Below are 16,674 nucleotides of genomic sequence, written 5' to 3'. Positions count from 1 at the left end.
CACTTCTTCCTAGCTGCATGGCCTGTAATCGGAATTTGGTTCACAGCGTTGGGCGTAAGCACAATGGCGTTCAACCTGAACGGTTTCAACTTCAACCAATCAGTGATTGACTCTCAAGGTCGTGTCATCAACACCTGGGCTGACATCATCAACCGCGCAAACTTGGGTATGGAAGTCATGCACGAGCGCAATGCTCACAACTTCCCCTTAGACTTGGCTGCTGGTGAGCAAGCTCCTGTTGCTATCTCTGCTCCTGCTATCAATGGCTAATCTTCTGAGATAGAAGCAATAAATAGTTAATCAAAGGCGCTCTCTTCACGGGGAGCGCCTTTTTGGTTTGGGGTTTCTTGTAATTAGAACAGGAAGTTTGGGGAATTTGATACACTAGCTAAAATTTGAAATTATTCTAGCTGGTAGCTCTGGGCTAAGAAATAAATATGAGTAATGCTTTATTTTGTATAGAAAATTTGCGAGTTGCTTATCCTCAGCGCGGCGAGGAAGAACTCAGTTGGGCGGTGGATGATGTATCTTTGACGCTACAACCTGGGGAAAGAATGGGTTTGGTGGGGGAGTCTGGGTGCGGTAAATCTACTTTGGGAAGGGCGGTAATGCGGTTGTTACCTCCATCTAGCCGGATTGAGGGACGGGTAACTTTTCAAGGACAGTCAGTATTTGAGTTAACACCAACTCAGTTGCGGAAATTTCGGGGGGAAGTAGTAGCATTAATTTTCCAAGACCCGATGACACGCCTTGATCCATTAATGACGATTGGTAAGCATTGTCTGGAAACTTTACAAGCACATTCACCAGAACTATCAGCCAAGGAAGCGAAAGAAAAAGCACTGGCGACTTTGGAAAAGGTGAAAATCCCGGCGAGTCGGTGGAATCAGTATCCGCATGAGTTTAGCGGTGGAATGCGACAACGGGTAGCGATCGCTCTTGCTCTCCTTCTAAATCCTAAGTTAATTGTGGCTGATGAACCTACCACTAGTTTAGATGTCACTGTCTCAGCCCAGATTTTACAAGAATTAACCCGTCTGTGCGCGGAAGAAAATATGGCACTGTTGCTAATTTCTCACGATTTGGCAATGGTGGCAGAATATTGCGGCCGCATCGGCGTAATGTACAACGGCAAAATGGTAGAAATGGGGGCGACATCATCGGTGTTTGGTAATCCCCAACATGAATATACGCGATCGCTTTTACAAGCCGCTTTGCATATTCAAGCTGTGGATGAAAGTGGAGAAGATGCTTCACAACCAACACTTGATAGTCAATCACCACTTCTACGAGTTACAGAACTCCAGCAACACTACACCATAGAACCTAACTTGATTGAACGACTGTTTAAAGCGGAAAGTCAGACAATCAAAGCCGTAGATGGAATTAACCTGGAACTGTTTCCCGGAGAAATTTTAGGCTTAGTTGGTGAATCTGGTTGTGGTAAAAGCACATTGTCGCGGACAATCTTACAGCTAATTCGTCCGACATCTGGCAAAGTCGAATTTTTAGGACAAGATTTAACCAAGCTATCACGCCAAGAAATTCGCGCTTCCCGGCGACAAATGCAAATGGTGTTTCAAGATCCCCATGCTTGTTTAAATCCGGCGATGACTGTAGGGCAGAGTATAGGTGATCCTTTATTAATTCACAATCTGGCTGATGCAGCCAAAGCCAAAGAAGAAGTATTGTGGATGTTGCAAAAAGTTGGTTTAACACCGCCAGAAGTTTATTATCAACGTTACCCATCAGATTTGTCGGGAGGACAACAACAACGAGTAGCGATCGCACGGGCTTTAATTACTCGTCCTAAACTGTTGATTTGCGATGAACCAGTGAGTATGTTAGATGCCAGTGTACAGTCGCAAGTATTAGATTTGATGCTGCAATTAAAGGCAGAATTTGAGTTAACTTATCTATTTATTACCCATGACTTGTGGTTAGCGAGATTTTTGTGCGATCGCATTGCGGTAATGAATGGCGGTAAAATTGTCGAACTCGGCCCAACAAAACAAATTTTTGCCCATCCGCAACATCCGTATACACAAACACTATTAGCGGCGGCTCCTTTATTAGCTCGAACTTAAGATTAGAGGTAAGCTAATCAATCATTCTCTATTTCTGCTGACAAATTTTCTAGTTCTGCTTCCAACTGCTCAATAGTTGGCAACTTTGTTTGTAACTCTTTGGGCAGTGACTTAGTAAGTTTAGTTTGCCATTCAGCAATACCTATTGGCTTATTGACATCACGTAGCGCATACTCAGCAATAATATTGTCCTTACTTGCACATAAAATTAAACCAATTGAAGGATTATCTACAGGAGATTTGAGCAAATCATCTACAGCCGAAAGATAGAAATTGATTTTTCCTGCATATTCAGGTTTAAATTTGCCTGTTTTCAGTTCAATCACTACAAAACAATGTAATTTCACATGATAAAAAAGCAAATCTATGTAAAAATCTTCATTTCCTATCTTTAAATTATATTGCTGTCCAACAAAAGCAAATCCTACACCCAACTCCAAAAGAAATTGAGTAATGTGTTTTACAAGTTCTTTTTCTAATTCCCGTTCTTGGGCTGCTTCTCCTAAACTCAAAAAATCAAAAATATAAGGGTCTTTTAACGTTTCTCTAGCAATATCTGATTGAGGAGACGGTAATCTAACGTTAAAGTTATTGACAGCCTTTCCCTGACGCGCAAAAAGTCTATTCTCAATTTGGAGAGTTAAAATATTTCTGCTCCAGCCATTTTCTATAGTTTTTCGTATATACCATTCACGCTCTAAATTATTTTTAACTTTATCTAAAATTACACAGTTATGAAACCAAGGAATTTGTGCAGCAGCCTGCTGCACTATTTGTTCATTTGGATAAGCTTCAGCAAAGGCTCGCATATACTTCAGATTTCTGGCTGAAAATCCCTTGATATCAGGGAAAGCAACTTGTAAATCTTGTGCAAGACGTTCAATAACTTTGCTACCCCATGTTTGCTGCTGCTGACGGATGATAATTTCGCGCCCAATTTGCCAATAAAGTAATACCAATTCACGGTTAATAGACAAAGCTGCTTTTACTTGGGCGCTGTGTATACGTTCTTTTAACTCCCGTAAGAAGTCATCATAGCCATCCGTTGGTAATAACTTATCCGCCATAATTTAACCATTCTATTTAAGTCAAAACTAAGTTATCTCGATGCACTACGGTATCTGCGCCCACATATCCCAAAATTTCGGGAATTTCTCTGGAGTGTCGCCCGCAGATTTTTTGGAGTTCATCGCTGCTGTAGTTGACTAATCCTCTGGCTATTTCGTTACCGTTGGTGTCGCACAACTGCACAGCGTCTTGGGTGTCAAATTCGCCTTCTAATGTTTTGATACCTGCGGCTAATAATGATTTTCCGGCTTGTGATATTGCCGCGATCGCACCTTGATCTAAATACAATTTTCCCGTCGGCACAAGTCCGTAAGCTATCCAGCGTTTCCTAGCTGATGTGGGTTCTGGTTGTGGTTCAAAGTGGGTTCCTAAAGGTTCCCCTTGGATAATTTTTTCGAGATTGCGGGGAAATCGCCCTTGAGTAATGACTGTTCGCACTCCGGCGGCGATCGCAATTCGGGCGGCGGATATTTTTGTTACCATCCCACCAGTACCCCATTGTGAACCTTGTCCGCCTGTTTGGATTTGCAGTTGCGCCAATTCTTTAATATTACTCACCAAGGCAATGGGTTTGGCATCGGGTACAGAACGGGGATCGGCTGAATATAATCTATCTACGTCGGTGAGTAAAAATAGCCAATCTGCTTCAACTAAACTCGCTACTAATGCCGAAAGGGTATCATTATCACCAAATTTCAGTTCCTCGACAGCCACGGTGTCATTTTCATTAACTACCGGAATTACACCCAGCCCCAGCAATTCTTTAAAGGTGTTGTAAACGTTGAGGTATCGGCTACGCTGTACTAAGTCGCTGCGAGTTAGCAAAACTTGGGCAATTGGCTGTTGTAAGGTTGTAAATAAATCGTCATATATCCGCATTAACCTGCCTTGACCAACTGCGGCTACTGCTTGTTTGAGGGCGATCGCTTTTGGACGTTCTGTTAAGCCTAATCTGGCACAGCCCACACCCACCGCACCAGAGGAAACCAAAATCACACGATTTCCCTGCTGTCTTAAATGACAAAGTGTTTCGGTTAAAGTTGCGATCGTAGAAAGTGCTAATTGCCCGGTTTCTGGTTGAGTCAGGCTAGAAGTGCCTATTTTGACGACGATTGTTTTGGTCATGGTCATTAGTCATTAGTCATTGATCATTGGTCATTAGTTATTAAAGACAAATGACAAAGCACAAAAAAGCAAAGCGCCAATCCTTCTATAGGTGAAGGCTGACGCTTTACTAGTTTATAGTTATTTGCTATTTACTAGGGTCTTTTTTTGGCTGACCCCATGTTATTAATACTTATAATCCCCCATATTATATGTTTCTATTTCATTCTTAATTATTTCTTTAGCTTTCTTTTCCTGACGATTTGTTACTTTTTGTTAACAACGCTGCGTTTAGGTGTGATAGAGGCTCCCAGGATTTCAGAAATCCAGACTTCAAAATTTCGGACGGGATGAGAACGCAATGCAGCATCAGGATGAATAATCGGTTCTACGAGAACTGTAAACATTCCCAGGCGATTACCAGCCAAAACATCGGTAAACAAGCGATCGCCCACCATTCCTACTTGATGTGCTGGTAAATCCATTGCTTGGAGAGCGGCTCTAATTTTGCGGCGAGAGGGCTTGGCTGCACCCAAGTAATAAGGTAAATTCAAAGCACGGGCAATACTGCCAATGCGAGCTTCGCTTAAGTTATTGCTCACCAACCACAAATCAACATTAACGCGGATTTCTTCTACCCATTGTCTCAACTCTGGCGAAGGAGTCCCCACTGTGAAAGGAACGAGTGTTTCATCCACATCTAAGACAAGTCCCTTAAGCCCATATTGTTGAATAACTTCTTGAGTCAATTGCAAAACTGAACCGTGTAAAATCAAGTCAGGCTGTAAGAGATTGTTCCAAGTCATAGATAATTTTCAGGATCACAATGAAAAATGCTCCCAAGTAAGAGCATTGTTGAGAATGGGTGCAGGGGGTGAAAGGGTATAGGGGTGTAAGGATTTTCGATACCTACACCGTGCGGCTGACGCTCATGGCGAAGCCCTTACACCCTTAAACCCCTGCACCCAAATCTAAAACCTTGTCTAAAAATGAGACATTTTTATTTTCAATTTTGAGCAGATTTTATTCCACTTCGTTAAAAAGTTGTTCTTCTAGGAGTGGTTGCACTTGGCGAAATTCTTCGGGAGAAAGTAATTCCGGTTCGCCATCTTTAGTGATTCTGGCAAAAAACAGCAGTGGATCGAGGGGGGTATAAATGGCATACTCCTGCTCATGATGATAGAAACTGGCGAGTAGCTGTAATTGTTCTGGCTCTAAATCGGTTTCGTCGTCTTCGATTTCTAATGTAAAAAGTTCCGACTCATCTACAGCTGGTAGTTCACCCGCCACTGTCAAAGCGTAAGCCGTGTTTTTCAGAATTAGGTTCTGCTCAGATAAAACTGCTTGGGCGGTACCAAAAATTTCGTCAAGGATAGCATCATCTTCTACTAAAACGGCTTCTTCTTCGTCGTCGTCACCTTCCCAAGCGAAAATTTCTATGGGTGAGTCCACAGGAAGCAGTAAGACGTATTCTTGTCCATCTACAGAGAGCGAATGTTCTATATAACATTCGAGGGTTCGCCCTGTGTCATCTGTCAAGGTGATGGAACCTGTGTGATCGCGATCGTTATCTTCAGAAAATGGAGAAGGAAACATAGCCGATTAGTTAAACTTTATCTTTACCGCAACTGTGAATATTGCTTTCCTGTTAAATGACAAATAATGCCAAGCTAATAGTTTCACATTTAGACACAACTGCTCAGTAATTGCTTTCAGAATATCACGTCAAAAGCTATCCATACTCGACAGCATTTTAACTGCGGCAGAGCGCCGAGAATCTAACCATTGTTGTAAAATCAACGCTGCGGCTTTGCGGTCAATTAAACCTTTATGACGCGATGGTGAGAGATTCTCGGCGATGAGCATTTGCTCTGCTTGAAAAGAGGTGAGGCGCTCATCAACATATTCTATGGGTAGTTTGAGAGCCTTACTCAGTTTGGTGGCAAATTTCTGCACCTGATGAGCCTGAAATCCCAATGAACCATCCATTGAATAAGGTAAACCAACAACTAAAATTTCTACCTGACGTTCATTGACGATATTTTGGAACTGCTCAACGTCGCGCTCAAAAGATGAGCGTTCAATTGTTGTAATTCCCGTAGCAATTAAACCGGTGCGATCGCATCCTGCTACGCCAATTCGTTTCCGTCCGACATCTAATCCTAGTGCTGAAATATACTGTTTTTTATCCATTATGATCTGTGCCACGTAGTGAGTACTGAGTCTGAAACCTTCATCCTCTAAACCTCACCATGTAAGCTTTGACTACTTTTCCTGTTGACCATCGACTGATTCATTTTGGCAAGATGGCTCCGTGTGACCGTTGTTACATTTAAAGTTGATAGATTCTGATTTGCTTGGCACTGGTATCTCGGAAGATGGCTGCTGTCCAGTTTTTGCCCAAGACATCCCTCCCGGTATGGGTTTACGTGCTGGTTGTAAACCTTGCAGCACATCTGTCCATTGAATCCCTTCTAAGGAGACAAATTTTGATTCTCGGAGTTTGTGCCAAACTGAACGCGACATAATCAAAGTATGTTCCGTGCGTTTTGCGCCAATCCGTTCTAAATATTCTTCTCTTTCAGGTTGGTAGTCTAACGAAGCCAATCGCAAACCTTGTTGGGGGAAGTCTTGCGCTATACGTGCCAATTGCGAAAGCAACTCTGGATACAACCAAGTGTAAGCAGGGTGGACGGTCAGCGTTGCCACATGGGGAGTTTCGCCTTTGCGGTCAAGCTGTACTTGAAAATAGCCAATGGCGGCTTTGCGTTGCGGTTCAAACACGTAACCACTGACAACTTCTGTTTTGGTGATCCATTGCTTGACAGCATCGGTCAACGCCCCAAATAAACTGGTTTTAAAATCGCGGGTGTTGCGGTCAAAAACTTGACGTACCAAAGGTGGCATTGATGCTGTATCTAGTTGATAAAGCAACTGGGCATCAGCGTTACTTACTGGCAGCAAATTGGGTAAATCTGGTTCTGCTTGTGCCAATTCTGTCAGCAAATCGGCTTCTATTTTCCAATAGGTAATTTCTGCTAAACGTTGAAATCCATTTTGGCGATAGAGAGCTAATGCTTCTATATCGTTAATATTTACTTCTAATAACCAAGTCCGCGCTTCTAAAATCGACTCGAAGCAATGGCGCAGCAATTGTGAGCCAATTCCTTGTTTGTCCGCAGCCCGATCTAGCATCACCTTATCAATGCGCCAAGTACTGTGAGTGCGGTTGAATGGTGATACTTGAATCATTCCCAACAGCATTCGACCCTGTTCAGCAACATAAGCGCAGAAACGATACTGGAGTGGGTTGGGGAACCAACTCAAAAATTTAAGTAAGCCATACCACCGACGGAGGGATTGCATTTGACCCTCGGCAGAATTGGAGCCTGCCAAAGTCGTGGCGGTGAATGACTCTTGTGTTAATCGCTCAATTCCATCCAGATCCCGATAGTGGACTGGCCGGATGACAACGCTGAGATTTCGAGGAAGTAATGAAGTCATTTTGATTCAAGCGGCCATTTAGCCTTAACTAACTGCTCGTGGGTGGAACTGTTGCAATAACAATTTTAACGGCTTTCCGTTGCTGGCTATTGCTTCAAAAGGTTGATTTTTTTGATTCAAAGACTTACAAAAGCAAAAAAAAGCAGGTTAGATGAGTCCGCTATTGGCGTTAACCCAAAAATACCTGCTTTTATTTTATTTGACTTTTCGTTAAATTTCCTATATTTACAAACCTTGCCGAGAAATTAACTTTTCAAAGTTGGCTTGGGTTTGATGGAGGAGTTGTTGTCTGCTATCTTCCACAGAATGCTTGAAGGTTGGAACCAGATTGCGAGCTTGTAGCGTCATGTGTAGCTGTAAATGAGCAACATATTCACTAAAATCGTCGTTTTGTACAGCTTTGCCCGTTAGTAAATGAGATTCCGTTGCCACTGTGTTCTCCTTATCGCACTGTTGATTCACATCATCAAAACTTATCATGTTGCTCGAATTACCTTCTTATTTTGCAATGAAGTTTAACGGTTGTTTGCAATGAGGTTACAGGTGAGAGGTTACAGGTTACAGGTTACAAACCTTCATACTTCTACTCACGCAGTACGTAGCCAACGCCTCGGACGGTTTGAATCAGTCGCTTTTCATGGTTGATTTCAAGTTTGAGGCGCAAGTAGCGGACGTAAACTTCGATGATGTTGGAATCGCCCATGAAGTCGTAACCCCAAACTTCTTCTAAAATGCGATCGCGGGTAATTACTTGTCGGGGATGGGACAGCAAATAATCCAGCAAATCAAATTCTTTGGCGGTTAATTCAATTAATCTATTGCCGCGATACACTTCTCTGGTGCGACGATTTAAGCTGAGGTCTTCAAATTCTAAGATGTCGGCTGCATCGGCTTCTTGGTTGCGGCGCAGATGAGCGCGGACTCTGGCTAATAGTTCTTCCACACTGAATGGTTTCACTACATAGTCATCAGCACCCGCGTCTAGACCAGCCACGCGATCGCTGACTTCATCTTTAGCAGTTAATAATATGACTGGGACTTTATCTCCAGTACTCCGCAAACGGCGGCAAATCTCTAGACCTGATAACCCTGGTAACATCCAATCTAAAATAACTAAGTCTGGATGTAACTCTCGCGCCGCAGTTAGGGCAGTTAATCCATCGTAGGCGACACTGACTTGATAACCTTCGTAATTCAGTTCCAATTCGATAAATCGCGCCAGTTTGACCTCATCTTCTACAAGTAAGATGTGCGTCATATTGATGATGTTAATAATTTCAGCAAGGTAAGGCAGTATAGCAGGAGGCAGAAGTCAGGAGGTGAGACAGCGCGGTCTTGGGGGTTTCCCCCATGAGCGACTGCGAACCCGAAGGGCAGGAGGCAGAAGGTAAAAGTCTTACTATGCCTTGTATTCGTGCTTTTTAAATTTCCTCACTTATACTTCGACTGCTATGAGTGATACAAATCGAGAACTAGTTTGATGTATGTCTAATTAGTCCTTGAATAGCTTAGTATAGATTAAAGCAGATAACAAGCGTATGTCTGTAATTACCGATGGCTGATATTTGTGAATTTCAAAGTTTAGCAATAAACATTTACATCTTCACCACATTCATCAGCAAGATAACACAAAGCCCGAAAACGTAGACTTACTAATTGCTCATAAAAGGGATTTAGTTTACACATTGCTGGAATGTGAAACAGTTTCCGTCCAAATAAAGTGACATCTCTTTCAAAGGGACATTGTGATGGTATCACTCTACACACAAAATGAGCCAATTGAATGTTATTTATTTCTCGACTTTCTAACCATTTACGAACTTTTTGTAAGAAATCTTTGTGTAAATGAAACAAAGTTATAGATGTCATAGTAATTTACCGGAAGATTAAATATAGATAAATATCATGATGCGATCGCTTGAGTCTGCTAGACTTACAGATCATCTTTTCCTGTCACATCTTTAAATACATATCCAAGTTTTTAGATTTCGGAATCATTGATTGAGTTCCCACAGTTGTTAACCTGCACGTTAGGCTAGATATCGCTGTCACACAAGTGCAAACCAATGACGGAAAATTTCTTTGCTAACAAAAAATCTCTCTTTAACAACTGGGCTTTTAGCTACGATTGGACATTTCCCTCAGTATTTTATCGAGCTATTCACCAACGCCTATTAGAATATGTTGATTTACCAGAACAAGTCAACGTCCTCGATTTAGGATGTGGGACTGGACGCTTATTAGAACGCCTCGCCACCAAATTTCCTGAGTTGCGTGGTACAGGTTTAGACTTATCACCAAATATGTTACGAATTGCGAGAATTAGCAACCGCCACCATCCACGTTTAATTTATGTCGAGGGTAATGCTGAGTCTTTACCCTTTGGAGAAGGTCAATTTGATGCTGTGTTCAACACTATCAGCTTTTTGCATTATTTAGAACCGCAAAAAGTTCTCACTGAAGTAGCGCGAGTCCTGACTCCCGGCGGACGCTTTTACTTAGTTGACTTTACCTTTAAACAAGAACTAGAACCTAAAAAACTGCCAATTTCTCCTTTAGGAGTCCGTTTTTACAGTCCCAAACAAAGAGAAACTTTAGGTTCTGCATCTGGACTTACCTGTGTCAGTCATCATTACTTATTAGGGCCTGTTCTACTCACAATTTTTGTCAAATAGTCAACAGTGATGCTTTGTCTTTCTCCCTCATCGCCCTTATCTCTTTGTCCCCCTCATCTCCCACTCCCCTCATATTTCATAAACACAACAGGTACTCGTAATAGCTTCTTAGCCAATTGCGAGACGCGAAATTTAGGCTGAAGAGATGAAGGTAGATTTTCAAAAGCAACTGTTACAAAACCAAAGCGACTATAAAACCTTGACAATTGCTCACCCAAACATTCTAAATATAGTGGTTGTGTAGCTTGACTAATTAGATGCTGCGTGAGCAAACTACCTAAACCATGACCTCTCCAAGTTGATTTAACCACCAAACTACCAAGTTCTTGTGCGCCAGAAAAATTACGCAGTTGTCCACAAGCAATTAAACTACCCTCACACTCAATAACAGAGAACTGTTGCCAACGTAATTGAGTAGGGTCAAGTTTAGCCGAAAATACTAATGAGCGAATTGACCACTTATCAGTTGAATTTGCCTGACGCAGAACACATCCAGATGGTAATGATAAATTTTGGGCGTACATTAAGCTCTTTGTTTTTTAAATAACTAAATAATACTTATGACAGAGTAAACATCCAGTCATAACCATATTTTAGATAGATAAATTTACATTCTTAATATTCCTACAATAAAGCCAAGAATTAATCATTGGAGTTTATGGTTATGGCTGAAGAACAAAAACAAAAGTCTGATAACAATCAAGATACCACCCCGACAGCTTCTGGTGGTTATCAAACCCCTTTACAAGAAGATATTCGCAAAACAGGCGATGCTTCAAAGTCTGATGCGCGAAAGACTGCTAGACCAGAAGCACCTGGGGAAGATGATGTAGCAGGTAGCCCTAATCAAGGTACCGAATCTCGTTAATTGGCGAGATTATTTATCAGGTAAAAATAAAATAGTCTGATAGAAATTATTTGATAATTTTAAATCAGAATAAATTGAGTGAGTAGAAGTGATAAAAAGCTAATTACTCACTCAATTTTTATATTTGCTGAGTATTCTTAGTAAATTAGGTATGAGTCAGGAAAAATAAAAATCTAATATATTATTTTGTCATCTATCATTGGATATATTTTTAATATAGATAATCAAAGGTTCAAAGCAGCAAATTTTTAGAAAAAATGATACCAACCAAATTTAAATATAAATCTTAAATATACACAAAAATTGAATGAAATTTTTACCTAATGGATGTATCATTTGATTCATGACATTGTTAATGATTGATAAAGACTAGATATTATTTATCATCTGCAATCCTGCGAGTTGCTCATGAATAGACTTTCCTCAAAAGTTGTTGCAGTCAGCTTTTCTTTAGCATTATTATTGCTCTGTGGTGTTGGGGTGATTTCTTATATCAGTTTTCTGCGGTTAATGCAAGAAAAACACTGGGTTATTCATACTCAGCAAGTGCTAGAAACTTCAGATCATCTGTACATTTATCTGAGAAATGCCGAAACTGCACACAGCAGTTATATTTTCACCCGCCAGTTAAAATATAAAGAAATTTATGAGCAAGAAAAACGAAAGGTATCACAACAAATTCAAATTATCAGAAATTTAACTAGGGATAACTTTAAACAACAAGAGCAAATTCAACAACTTGAACTTAAAATTACGCAAAAAATTCATTTTCTAGAAACATCTATTAAAATTTTGCAACAAAAAAGTTTTGCAATAAATATTGAATTTGCTAAAAGTAATCAGACCATAAATATAAATATAGATAATCAAATTAACAATATCAAGCAAGTAATAGAAAGGGAAGAAAAAAACTTATTAAAGCGGCGGATAGCAAACACAGATGAAGGTGTAATCCAAATTATTTTTTTAGTGTTTTTAGGATATGGTTTGAGTGCTGTTCTGATAGTAGGAGTTTATTTACTACTGCAAAAGCAAATTCAGATTAATCAAGTTTTGTCAGCAGAAGCGATTTTTTTAGAACAGCAAGCAGCTAAAGCAAAGCTGGTAAATCTTTTAGAAACTGTCACTGATGCTTTTGTGGCTTTAGATGAAAATTGGTGTTATACCTACGTGAATCAAAGGGCGGGACAAATTTTCAATCGTCGTCCAGAAGATTTGATTGGAAAGAATATTTGGGAAGAGTTTCCCGAAGGCGTTGGACAGAAGTTTTATGATGCTTATTACCAAGCTGTGTCCGAACAGAAAGTAATTGAGATTGAAGAGTATTATCCACCGTGGGATCGCTGGTTTGAAAATCGCATCTATCCTAGCCAAGAAGGGTTATCAATTTTCTTTCAAGATATTACGCGGCGCAAGTTGGCGGAACTGGCTTTAGAAAAAAGTGAAAAACGATATCGTTCATTGGTACTGGCGACATCTCAAGCAGTATGGTTCACTGATGCTCAAGGTTTTCCTCAAGAATATTCTTCATGGATAGCTTTGACTGGTCAAACTCAGGAAGAAATTCAAGTATGGGGATGGCTGAATGCAATTCATCCTGAAGACCGAGAGTTTTCTCAGTTTTTATGGAATCAGGCTAGAGAATGGAAAAGTCCTTATAAATTGGAACATCGTGTGCGAGTCGCTGATGGTAGTTATCGATTTTTTGCTGTGCGGGGAGTTCCAATATTAGATGCTGATAACCAAATTCAAGAGTGGATAGGAACTCATACTGATATTACAGACCGCAAACTCGCAGAGGAAGGACTACAACAAGCCAAAGCCGAATTAGAAGTTAAAGTTCAGGAACGTACAGCAGAATTAGAAAAACTAAATGAGGAACTGAGAAACTCGAATCAAGAATTAGAACAGTTTGCTTATGTAGCTTCTCATGATTTGCAAGAACCGTTGCGGGCTGTAACTGGCTATAGTCAATTATTGGTGGAGGAATATCGAGAAAGGTTAGATGATTCTGCCCAAGAATATATAGATTACATTATTGATGGTGCGAGACGAATGCAGCAGTTGATTAAAGACTTGCTGGCTTATTCGCGCATAGGGACAAGGGGTCGAATATTTACGCTGACTGATTGCAATCTTGTGCTGAGTGAGGCTTTGAGTAATTTACAGGTGGCGATCGCAGAAAGTCAAGCTGTGATCACTTATGAGTTATTGCCCAACCTACTTGCAGACAAAACCCAGTTAATCCAATTATTTCAAAATTTGATTGGTAATGCTATCAAGTTTCGCCGCCAAGACGTACCGCCACGAATTCATATAAGTGCAGCGAGAGTAGACAAGAGTAGGGGTGTAGAGGTGCAGGGGTGGAAGGGTGTAGGGGAAGAAGATTTGACTCACAACCACCAAATTTGGTTATTTTCAGTACAAGATAACGGTATTGGGATTAAATCTCAGTACCTTAACCGGATTTTTGAAGTTTTTCGCCGTCTACATACCAGGCGTGAATTTTCGGGGACAGGAATTGGTTTAGCTATTTGTAAAAAAATCGTTGAGCGTCACAATGGTCATATATGGGCTGAATCTCAGTTGGGAGTTGGTACAACTTTTTACTTCACTCTTCATGAATCAGCTATCCCAGAAAGTTTAAACAAAGACGTGTAATATATGGTTAATGACAGTGTTGAAAAGACTCAGGTACATCGGCGTGTGGAAATTTTGCTAGTTGAAGACTCTCCCAGCGATGCTAATCTCACGATGAAAGGCTTTGTCAATGCCAAGATTGCCAATAACTTGCACTGGGTAGAAGATGGTGAAACAGCAATGAATTATCTACGCCAGCAAGGAGAGTTTGCTAATGCTCCTCGTCCCGATTTAATTTTACTTGATTTGAATTTACCGGGGATGGATGGGCGAGAAGTGCTGACAGAAATTAAATCTGACCCCAATTTGAAGCATATTCCGGTTGTAGTGCTGACTACTTCAGCCGATGAACAAGACATACTACGTTCTTATCATCTCAGTGCTAATTGTTATGTAACCAAACCCCTTGATGTCTATCAATTTCTTGAGGTTGTGCATTTAATTAAAGATTTTTGGTTAACGGCAGTTACCCTACCACCAGACTTATCAGTTTCATAGATATTTTTCTATATTGTTCAATATCGATTATGATTGAGCATTATTTTCACAATCAAGAAATTTAATGCTCATTGCAGTAACTTATATAAATATATTTTATGCAAAAAATGATAATTCGCGTTCTGTTGGTAGAAGATAGTCCTAGTGATGCCAAACTATTACATCAAGTATTTGCTCATACAGTTCAACATAAACTAGAAATGCTGCATGTTGAACAATTATCTGAAGCGATAAATTTAAGTTTATCAGAGAATAATTCTAAAGTAAATGAGTTGGAGAAGATAAATCCCCGAAGAGAAAAATTTGATGTCGTTTTGTTAGATTTGGGACTACCAGATTCTTTTGGGCTAGAGACTTTGAAGACATATCGAGCCGCAGTTCCAGATATTCCTGTAGTGATTTTAACAGGAATTGATGATGAAGAATTAGCAATGCAGGCTTTAGCAGAAGGCGCTCAAGATTATTTAGTCAAAGACCAAATTACTATCCAAAGGTTAGTCCAGGCTATTCGCTATGCTATTGAACGAGAAGAAATTCTCAATAAGTTAAGAGAAAGTGAAGAAATTAGCCGTCAAGCTTTAGCAAAAGAACAACAACTTAATGAGCTAAAGTCTAATTTTGTGGCGATGGTTTCCCATGAGTTTCGTAACCCCATGACTACAATTAGAACTGCTATAGATATTCTGCAAAATCAAAATAATATGGATGAGGCGCGAAGAAATATTTATTTCGAGCGTGTGCAAGATGCTCTCAACCACATGTTGCAGTTATTAGATGAAGTTTTATTTCTGAGTAAAAGTGAAACTGCCAAATTAGAATATAAACCTGCGCCTTTAAATTTGATTAGCTTTTGTCAAGAAATTACAGAAGTAATGCAAATGAAAGCGGCAGGACAGAAAAATATTATTTTTAATTATGCAGGAGAATGTAATTTAATTTATATGGATGAGGAATTAATTTATTGTATTTTGACTAATTTAATTTCCAATGCTGTGAAATATTCTCCGCCACAAAGTCATATTTGGTTTAATTTAACTTTGGAAGATGATATGGCAATTTTTCAGGTTAAAGATGAGGGTATAGGTATTCCAGAAACCGACCAAGTTAACTTATTTCAAACTTTTTACAGGGCGAGTAATGCGCGGAGAATTCAAGGAACAGGTTTAGGGCTGGCGATGGTGAAACAGTGTGTAGACTTACATGGTGGTGAAATTAGCTTAGAAAGTCAACAAGATGTGGGGACTACGGTAATAGTTAAACTGCCTTTAAATTACAGTGGTGAGAGTGAATAGTCGGAAAAAGAGACTTTATTTAGAGAGACAAGGTAGACAAGGGAGATAGATGTTTGTAAATCATTTAGGATTGCGATAGAGATGAATAAAAATTCAAATAGCTGAAGAGCCGCTAAAATAGTTATAGGCAAAGTTTATAGTTAAACAAGCCAGTACATAAATAATGGTAAACAGCTTTATATTCTCACAAGAAACAATTGCAAGCATTCAGGAACGGTTAGAAATCTTGGAAAGATGCCTGAATGAAGCTAATGTACAAGATGAAACAACAGCCGAGATATTTAAATTTGCAAAGACTCAAGGAATTACTGTTAGCCAGCTTCTAGAGAAAGGGAGACAATTACAGTACAAACTTAATAAATTTAATAAACTCAGTGAAGTTTTGAATCAAAAAACTCAACTAGGAGAATCAGCAATTATACTTTGCGTTAGAGCCAATTTTATTCTTAAAGAAATTTTTGATCAATACTGGTATTTATTTCTTAATAAGGACGGGAGAAAGACTTTTAGAATACTGACGGAAGATTTTGTAGAAGTCTATAAAAAAATTAAAAATGAATTTAACGATGATGTTGATGAGAAGAGTGATTTATATATCCTTGTAGAATCATTAAAGCATAAAATAAGCTCACTAATTGAAGCCAGTGTAAAAATTAATGCAATATCTGAAGAAGAAATTAATACTTTTGATTTAGGAGACATTACTCCTCAACAATCAGAAGCTATGCTGATTTCTTTGGCATCTACGAAAAAATGGGATTGGGTGTACAGAAATCTTACATAGTCATCAATTTATTGAAAAACAAGATATTTTAAGTATACATAACGCGATGTGCGACTTAATATTCCGTAACAAGTGCGTCGAATTGAAGAGGATCACAATTGTGGCGATTAAGCCAAAAACAGACGGTATGAGCTAAAATCTTGCGATTGAGGCG

At 39.7% G+C, this 16,674-nt stretch carries 17 protein-coding genes and 2 pseudogenes; 8 read left to right on the top strand and 11 right to left on the bottom strand.

What is annotated here, in order from left to right:
* Both H6G77_RS34180 and H6G77_RS34175 read left to right on the top strand, forming a co-directional pair.
* Positions 1-270: pseudogene (locus H6G77_RS34180) on the top strand (photosystem II q(b) protein); the annotation flags it as partial.
* A gap of 167 nt (positions 271-437) precedes the next feature.
* Positions 438-2,087, top strand: coding sequence for an ABC transporter ATP-binding protein (locus tag H6G77_RS34175; RefSeq protein ID WP_190593952.1), 1,650 nt, complete (start codon positions 438-440; stop codon positions 2,085-2,087).
* Between the two features lie 17 nt (positions 2,088-2,104).
* Here the strand turns inward: H6G77_RS34175 and H6G77_RS34170 are convergent, their stop codons facing one another.
* From H6G77_RS34170 to H6G77_RS34130, 9 genes are all read right to left on the bottom strand, one after another.
* On the bottom strand, positions 2,105-3,154 hold the full coding sequence (locus H6G77_RS34170; protein ID WP_190593950.1) for a YhcG family protein: 1,050 nt from the start codon (positions 3,152-3,154) through the stop codon (positions 2,105-2,107).
* 16 nt (positions 3,155-3,170) lie between these two features.
* A complete protein-coding gene (gene proB, locus H6G77_RS34165; RefSeq protein WP_190677099.1) occupies positions 3,171-4,280 on the bottom strand; it encodes a glutamate 5-kinase in 1,110 nt (369 codons plus the stop codon).
* Between the two features lie 245 nt (positions 4,281-4,525).
* The gene (locus H6G77_RS34160) at positions 4,526-5,065 is read right to left on the bottom strand and encodes a YqeG family HAD IIIA-type phosphatase (protein WP_190593948.1); all 540 of its coding nucleotides are present in this window, start codon (positions 5,063-5,065) and stop codon (positions 4,526-4,528) included.
* Between the two features lie 217 nt (positions 5,066-5,282).
* The gene (locus tag H6G77_RS34155; RefSeq protein WP_190593946.1) at positions 5,283-5,855 is read right to left on the bottom strand and encodes a DUF3727 domain-containing protein; all 573 of its coding nucleotides are present in this window, start codon (positions 5,853-5,855) and stop codon (positions 5,283-5,285) included.
* 129 nt (positions 5,856-5,984) lie between these two features.
* Positions 5,985-6,452, bottom strand: a complete 468-nt coding sequence (gene ruvX / locus H6G77_RS34150; protein WP_190593945.1) for a Holliday junction resolvase RuvX — start codon at positions 6,450-6,452, stop codon at positions 5,985-5,987.
* A gap of 72 nt (positions 6,453-6,524) precedes the next feature.
* On the bottom strand, positions 6,525-7,763 hold the full coding sequence (locus tag H6G77_RS34145) for a GNAT family N-acetyltransferase (RefSeq protein WP_190593943.1): 1,239 nt from the start codon (positions 7,761-7,763) through the stop codon (positions 6,525-6,527).
* A 225-nt stretch (positions 7,764-7,988) separates the two neighbouring features.
* Positions 7,989-8,243 carry a hypothetical protein gene (locus tag H6G77_RS34140; RefSeq protein ID WP_190593940.1) on the bottom strand — a complete coding sequence of 85 codons (255 nt, stop codon included), beginning with the start codon at positions 8,241-8,243 and terminating at the stop codon, positions 7,989-7,991.
* A gap of 103 nt (positions 8,244-8,346) precedes the next feature.
* On the bottom strand, positions 8,347-9,021 hold the full coding sequence (locus tag H6G77_RS34135) for a response regulator transcription factor (protein ID WP_190593938.1): 675 nt from the start codon (positions 9,019-9,021) through the stop codon (positions 8,347-8,349).
* 323 nt (positions 9,022-9,344) lie between these two features.
* The gene (locus H6G77_RS34130; protein ID WP_190593936.1) at positions 9,345-9,632 is read right to left on the bottom strand and encodes a Mo-dependent nitrogenase C-terminal domain-containing protein; all 288 of its coding nucleotides are present in this window, start codon (positions 9,630-9,632) and stop codon (positions 9,345-9,347) included.
* 197 nt (positions 9,633-9,829) lie between these two features.
* On the opposite strand from H6G77_RS34130, the gene H6G77_RS34125 reads away from it, so the two are divergent.
* A complete protein-coding gene (locus H6G77_RS34125; RefSeq protein ID WP_190874000.1) occupies positions 9,830-10,438 on the top strand; it encodes a class I SAM-dependent methyltransferase in 609 nt (202 codons plus the stop codon).
* Between the two features lie 53 nt (positions 10,439-10,491).
* Here the strand turns inward: H6G77_RS34125 and H6G77_RS34120 are convergent, their stop codons facing one another.
* Positions 10,492-10,962: a GNAT family N-acetyltransferase gene (locus H6G77_RS34120; protein WP_190873999.1), complete on the bottom strand. Its 471-nt coding sequence runs from the start codon at positions 10,960-10,962 to the stop codon at positions 10,492-10,494.
* Between the two features lie 140 nt (positions 10,963-11,102).
* Here H6G77_RS34120 and H6G77_RS34115 point away from each other — a divergent pair, with 140 nt between their 5' ends.
* The 5 genes from H6G77_RS34115 (at position 11,103) to H6G77_RS34095 (ending at position 16,520) form a co-directional block, all read left to right on the top strand.
* On the top strand, positions 11,103-11,306 hold the full coding sequence (locus H6G77_RS34115; RefSeq protein WP_190593931.1) for a hypothetical protein: 204 nt from the start codon (positions 11,103-11,105) through the stop codon (positions 11,304-11,306).
* Between the two features lie 408 nt (positions 11,307-11,714).
* Entirely contained in the window at positions 11,715-13,967 is a 2,253-nt protein-coding gene (locus H6G77_RS34110; protein WP_190873998.1) for a PAS domain S-box protein, read from the top strand.
* A gap of 3 nt (positions 13,968-13,970) precedes the next feature.
* Positions 13,971-14,444, top strand: a complete 474-nt coding sequence (locus H6G77_RS34105; protein WP_190593929.1) for a response regulator — start codon at positions 13,971-13,973, stop codon at positions 14,442-14,444.
* A 98-nt stretch (positions 14,445-14,542) separates the two neighbouring features.
* Positions 14,543-15,736: an ATP-binding protein gene (locus H6G77_RS34100; RefSeq protein ID WP_190873997.1), complete on the top strand. Its 1,194-nt coding sequence runs from the start codon at positions 14,543-14,545 to the stop codon at positions 15,734-15,736.
* 163 nt (positions 15,737-15,899) lie between these two features.
* Positions 15,900-16,520 (top strand): hypothetical protein, encoded by a 621-nt coding sequence (locus H6G77_RS34095; RefSeq protein WP_190873996.1) that lies wholly within the window; start codon positions 15,900-15,902, stop codon positions 16,518-16,520.
* 55 nt (positions 16,521-16,575) lie between these two features.
* Here the strand turns inward: H6G77_RS34095 and H6G77_RS34090 are convergent.
* Positions 16,576-16,674 (bottom strand): annotated as a pseudogene (locus H6G77_RS34090) (IS982 family transposase); the annotation flags it as partial.

The organism is Aulosira sp. FACHB-615 (assembly GCF_014698045.1).
Lineage (GTDB): Bacteria > Cyanobacteriota > Cyanobacteriia > Cyanobacteriales > Nostocaceae > Nostoc_B.
Note: the sequence above shows the minus strand (reverse complement) of the source record. Positions and strands in the feature narration are given on the sequence as shown.

Bases quoted from the DNA above. Each gene is read 5' to 3' on its own strand.
- H6G77_RS34175 (WP_190593952.1), top strand. From the start codon at position 438: ATGAGTAATGCTTTATTTTGTATAGAAAATTTGCGAGTTGCTTATCCT.
- H6G77_RS34170 (WP_190593950.1), bottom strand. From the start codon at position 3,154: ATGGCGGATAAGTTATTACCAACGGATGGCTATGATGACTTCTTACGG.
- proB (WP_190677099.1), bottom strand. From the start codon at position 4,280: ATGACCAAAACAATCGTCGTCAAAATAGGCACTTCTAGCCTGACTCAA.
- H6G77_RS34160 (WP_190593948.1), bottom strand. From the start codon at position 5,065: ATGACTTGGAACAATCTCTTACAGCCTGACTTGATTTTACACGGTTCA.
- H6G77_RS34155 (WP_190593946.1), bottom strand. From the start codon at position 5,855: ATGTTTCCTTCTCCATTTTCTGAAGATAACGATCGCGATCACACAGGT.
- ruvX (WP_190593945.1), bottom strand. From the start codon at position 6,452: ATGGATAAAAAACAGTATATTTCAGCACTAGGATTAGATGTCGGACGG.
- H6G77_RS34145 (WP_190593943.1), bottom strand. From the start codon at position 7,763: ATGACTTCATTACTTCCTCGAAATCTCAGCGTTGTCATCCGGCCAGTC.
- H6G77_RS34140 (WP_190593940.1), bottom strand. From the start codon at position 8,243: ATGATAAGTTTTGATGATGTGAATCAACAGTGCGATAAGGAGAACACA.
- H6G77_RS34135 (WP_190593938.1), bottom strand. From the start codon at position 9,021: ATGACGCACATCTTACTTGTAGAAGATGAGGTCAAACTGGCGCGATTT.
- H6G77_RS34130 (WP_190593936.1), bottom strand. From the start codon at position 9,632: ATGACATCTATAACTTTGTTTCATTTACACAAAGATTTCTTACAAAAA.
- H6G77_RS34125 (WP_190874000.1), top strand. From the start codon at position 9,830: ATGACGGAAAATTTCTTTGCTAACAAAAAATCTCTCTTTAACAACTGG.
- H6G77_RS34120 (WP_190873999.1), bottom strand. From the start codon at position 10,962: ATGTACGCCCAAAATTTATCATTACCATCTGGATGTGTTCTGCGTCAG.
- H6G77_RS34115 (WP_190593931.1), top strand. From the start codon at position 11,103: ATGGCTGAAGAACAAAAACAAAAGTCTGATAACAATCAAGATACCACC.
- H6G77_RS34110 (WP_190873998.1), top strand. From the start codon at position 11,715: ATGAATAGACTTTCCTCAAAAGTTGTTGCAGTCAGCTTTTCTTTAGCA.
- H6G77_RS34105 (WP_190593929.1), top strand. From the start codon at position 13,971: ATGGTTAATGACAGTGTTGAAAAGACTCAGGTACATCGGCGTGTGGAA.
- H6G77_RS34100 (WP_190873997.1), top strand. From the start codon at position 14,543: ATGCAAAAAATGATAATTCGCGTTCTGTTGGTAGAAGATAGTCCTAGT.
- H6G77_RS34095 (WP_190873996.1), top strand. From the start codon at position 15,900: ATGGTAAACAGCTTTATATTCTCACAAGAAACAATTGCAAGCATTCAG.